This is a genomic window from Cryobacterium sp. MLB-32, assembly GCF_000738085.1.
In the GTDB taxonomy this organism is placed as follows: domain Bacteria; phylum Actinomycetota; class Actinomycetes; order Actinomycetales; family Microbacteriaceae; genus Cryobacterium.
In genome coordinates, this window is the sequence record NZ_JPRS01000141.1 from 1 (window position 1) to 4516 (window position 4516).

The 4516-nt window shown below is 66.7% G+C and carries 3 protein-coding genes; all 3 read left to right on the forward strand.

The genetic code is table 11. The features are described from left to right. The first annotated feature begins 275 nt into the window (after window positions 1-275). The 3 genes from JF66_RS13400 to JF66_RS21790 all read left to right on the forward strand — a co-directional run bounded on the left by JF66_RS13400 (window position 276) and on the right by JF66_RS21790 (window position 4316). The gene (locus JF66_RS13400; RefSeq protein ID WP_231556420.1) at window positions 276-1808 is read left to right on the forward strand and encodes a Mu transposase C-terminal domain-containing protein; all 1533 of its coding nucleotides are present in this window, start codon (window positions 276-278) and stop codon (window positions 1806-1808) included. Beyond that, window positions 1805-2575: an AAA family ATPase gene (locus JF66_RS13405; RefSeq protein ID WP_231556419.1), complete on the forward strand. Its 771-nt coding sequence runs from the start codon at window positions 1805-1807 to the stop codon at window positions 2573-2575. The genes JF66_RS13400 and JF66_RS13405 overlap by 4 nt, the downstream gene beginning before the upstream one ends. 67 nt (window positions 2576-2642) lie before the next feature. Further along, the gene (locus JF66_RS21790; RefSeq protein WP_051973529.1) at window positions 2643-4316 is read left to right on the forward strand and encodes a hypothetical protein; all 1674 of its coding nucleotides are present in this window, start codon (window positions 2643-2645) and stop codon (window positions 4314-4316) included. The last annotated feature ends 200 nt before the right edge of the window (window positions 4317-4516 follow it).

Below are 4516 nucleotides of genomic sequence, written 5' to 3' on the forward strand. Positions count from 1 at the left end.
TAACAGAATACAGAATACGTAACGAAATACGAAACGCTTTTGGGCGTTGTAAGGTACAGCGCTTGTGATTTTGAGAATGCTCATCTCGATGTCAGTAATCAGCGGAAATTGCTCATCTCGATGTCAGTAAATTGCTCATCTCGATGTCAGTGGACCGCGGGCCCGTCCCAGTAGGCTCGTTGATCACCGTGGTGATCTGGTGGTCGAGGCAGAAGGGGTCGGCAATGAGCGAACAGGACCCGGTGGCGCATGATCGGCTTCCTCGTGAGGCGACGGTGCGGCGGCTGATGACCCTGGATGGTGAGGGCCGGCTGACAACGGAGGACGTGCGGCTGACGGCCGAGGGACTGGCCGTGTCGCAGCGGACCCTGTGGCGGTGGATCGAGCGGGCCCGAGCCAGCGACGACCTCAACCGGGCGGCGCGCGACCATTTCACAGTCACGGACCTGGTGCGTGAACGGCTCGCGTTCTGGCGTGGCAACATCTCCGCCGTGCACCGCGAGCTCGTCGAGGAGGCGAAGAGCGCGGGGACGGCGGCTATGAGCCGACAGACCCTGCAACGGGCCGTGGAACGGGACATCCTGCGCGGAGACCGGGCGGGCCTGCGCCACGGTGAACACGCCCGGCGTGCGCATGACGTTTTCCTGCAACGACCGCGGACACCCCGCAATGAGGCGTGGGAGTCCGATCATGTTGAGGCCCCCGTGGAGGTAGACGTCGAGGGCCGACTGGTCAAGCCGTGGGTGACATGGTTCATTGACGTCGGCACGAACGCAATATGCGGCACGGCCATCACGCCGGGGGCGCCATCCAGGGAGAGCATCCTGGCGGCGCTGCGCGCAGCGATCACCCTCGACGCGCCGTACGGGCCGCCAGGTGGGCTACCCCAGAGAGTACGGATCGACCGAGGGAAGGACTTCCTATCCAAGGCGGTGGCCAGCGTGCTGGCAGGTTTCGCCGTCAAAGTCGTCCCCCTGCCCCCGTACACACCACACCTGAAAGGCACGGTGGAGACGGTGAACGGGGCGGCGGGGCAGATGTTCTTCGCGGGCCTCCCCCGCTACACCGGCGCACAGAAACTCGCGAACGGCCAATCCATCGATCCGGACGCACCAGCGCTGACATTCGAGGCGTTCGTCGCAGAGTTGCTGGCCTGGGTGCGGTGGTGGAACACCGAGCACCAGATGCCTGTACTGGAAGGCAAGACACCACTACAGGCCTGGCTGGACGACCCGACCCCGCTGAACACTGTGCCCACCAGTGACCTGCGGCTGCTCACCCTGGAAGATGACGGACGCACCCGTAAAATCACCACGAAGGGTGTCTCGTGGCGGGCACGCCAGTACGTCGCCGCGTGGATGACCGGACAGGTCGGACGCCAGGTCCGGCTGCGACACATGCCCCACCACGAGCACGAGGTCGAGGTGTTCGACGCCAGCACTGCCGAGCACCTGGGCGCCGCGACGCTCGCTGACCAGGCCAGCAGCGAGCAGATTGGTGACCTGCTCCGCTCCCGCGAGGCCCGCCGGCGGCAACTGCAGGCAGACCTGCGCAAGGCGGAGAAAGCCCGCCGGATCCGGTACGCCGCGGCGACCACCGCGGCACCCCCGCAACGAATCAACACCGTCACCGTCGGCCAGGCCACGGCCGAGCTGTCCGACGCCGACGACCAGCAGCTGCGGGCCGTAGCCCGGCCCCTGCTGATGCCGCTACGGCCGCCAGCACCAGGCTGGGTCCTGCCCCGGCCCCCGAGCGAGAAGACCAACCGTGCCTTGGACGAAGGCATCGGCGGGGGCCAAGGCCGGTGAGTGCGTGGGCGGATATCGACGAGCGAGACGATCACTACCTCGGCCTGGCAGGGGCAAACGTAGTAGCGACCGAGGCCCTGCTGACGCTGCAGGACAACCTAGCCGACGTCGTAGCAGCCAAGGCAATGATGTGCGTGCACGGCGACGCCGGGCTCGGCAAGACACTGTCGGTCAACACGTCACTGCGGGCACTGGCACCGGCCGACGTGTGCCGGGTACAGTTCCGAGCCCGGCCCACCCCACGCGACATCCGCCACGTCCTGTTCGATGCCCTCGGAGTCGGCGGAACCCCACCCTCACGACCGATCGAGTTCGACGCCCTACTCAAAGACGTGTTGTCCGAACGGTTCCGTGTGCTCGTTTGCGACGAAGCTCAGTGGCTCTCACGGGAGTGCTTTGAACTGTGGCGGCACCTGTGGGACGACCGACGCACCGACATCGCGATCGTCTTCGTCGGCGGCGGCGACTGCTACCGGGTGCTGCGCCGCGAACCCATGCTCTCCAGCCGGGTCTACGTCTGGCAAGAGTTCCGGCGCCTGACCCGCGAGCAAGTCCTGGCCGTGATCCCCGCCTACCACCAGGTCTGGGCCGACGCCGACCCGGAGGACATCGCTTACACCGATGTGCACGCCGGACACGGCAACTTCCGGGCCTGGTCGAAGATCACCGCCCATCTGGTCACCGCACTGGCCCGCCTGGAACGTGAACGTCCCGACCGGGAAGTCCTGCAGTGGGTCTTCAGCCGACTCGGCGGCAGCGGTGGGTGACCGTGCCAACCAACCAGATAGAACTGCGCCAGTTCGAATCCTGATAGACCCCACGGACGACGTCCGGGTGACGGTGAGCCTGCTGCAGCACCACGACCCGGCCCGCGGCCTGGTCGTGGTGCATCCCACGCCCGCAACTTCCAGCCCCAAAGCCTTCGCTCACGACTTACTGGTCGCCCTTGACCGGCCGGTGACCCGGCTTGAGGCTGAGCACCTGACCGGGATGGCACAGACCTGGCAGGCCGTGGCCGCCTGGATGCTCACCGATCAGGTCAAAGATCTGATCGTGCTTCGCGCCGATCGGCTCTCGGCCGGCACCTGGAATCGCCTGCTCGGACTGTGCCTTCACACCGGCAGCCGCCTGATGTTGGTCTGCCACACCCGCCAGATCCCCGAACGCCTGGGCGCCGTCCTGACCGGAATCAAGCACCACGTGCTCACGGACTTGGCACAGGCCCTCGCCCCGCACGAGCCGGCCTACCCACCCCAGGTCACGGCGGAACCGCGGTCTGGCAGCCAAGACACCGACCAGCTGCCGGACCTGCCCGCCGCTGGCGTCGCGCACTTTCGGGCCGAGGCGTACCGTCGGCTCGCCCCTGCGGCGTTCGCACGGGTCGATGCCGCCTATCAGCACGGGCGGCAGACAGCCTGCGACTGGTTGAGCTCCCCCGCGCCCGAGGAGACCTGGGCTGGCACGGAGCACGTGCAACTATTCCTGACTGGGCTGGTGCATGACACCCCTACCCGTGCTCACACCCTGGCCCGGCTGCGCGGGGCCCAGGCTGGGTTCTTGGCACACGGGCTGCTGCTGGGTATTCCCTCAGCTCGCGACCTCCTGGACGTCCTGAGCGGGCCGGGTCTGAACGCTCTGCCGGTCAGCCAGGACGCCCTGCAGCGGATCCGTACGGGCGTGGCCCATCCCATGGTCGCCGCAGCCGTGGCCACCGCACTGTTCACAGGCATATCCCCACAGGCGACGAGCTACGCAACACTGGCCGGCCAGCACCCGAACCCCACTGCCCTCCGGGTCGCATGGCGGCCCCCAATCGCCAAGATGGCGCCGAACCTGATCACCCAGACAGCGCCGACCATTTCGACCCCGGCTGTCTTTCACGTGCCCGTCGCTGCGCGCCCCCTGCTACGAGCCGCCGCCGACTTCGCCATGCAGCAGCCCACCGCCGCCCGACAACGGCTGTTCACACCGCCAACGGTGACGAACGAGAGGGTCCAAGCCGCGGCAGACCGCTGTCAAGTCACGCTGCCTGCTCAGCCACCCACGCTCGACGCCACCTGGCAGATCAGAATCACCTGCGCCCAGATCGACGCCCCACCCATTCATGCCACCGCTTCACACCCAGCCGAGCAACCACCGATATCACGGGTCTTCGGCCAACCCAGCCAGCCAGCACCCGCCAGCCGCGGCCGCGTCAAGCCGGCGGTGAACGACTATGCCCACAACCGCTCGCACGGTCGACGGCCCCTGACCGAGGAGACCGCCTCGAGTGTCCTCCACCTGATCCGCGACCACCTGGGCGCCGTCGCGCCCCGCGACCAGCATGAACGACTCTCGGGGCGCAGCTGGACGCTCATCCGCGCCCAGCTCGCCTACTACCCCCGCGACCCGGACGGGAACCTCACCGCCCTGGCACCCCACCCCGATGTCCTTTACGCCCTCGGGTTCACCGATCGCCCAGCCCAGAACATCCCCGAACGAACGCACATGAGACATGAAGATCACTAGACCGCTCCAGTAGCAGTCCCACCCTGGCCACACAGCGACTGGTCACTGACAGCCAAATGAGCAATTTACTGACATCGAGATGAGCATTCTCAATTGCACAGATGTCCGTTCAGGCCTGCACAACTGGTTCGGAGATCGACTGACGCGTTCTGATCTGCTCAGTTAGCCCCAGGATTGGGGGTCTGGCCTGAAGTTGAACA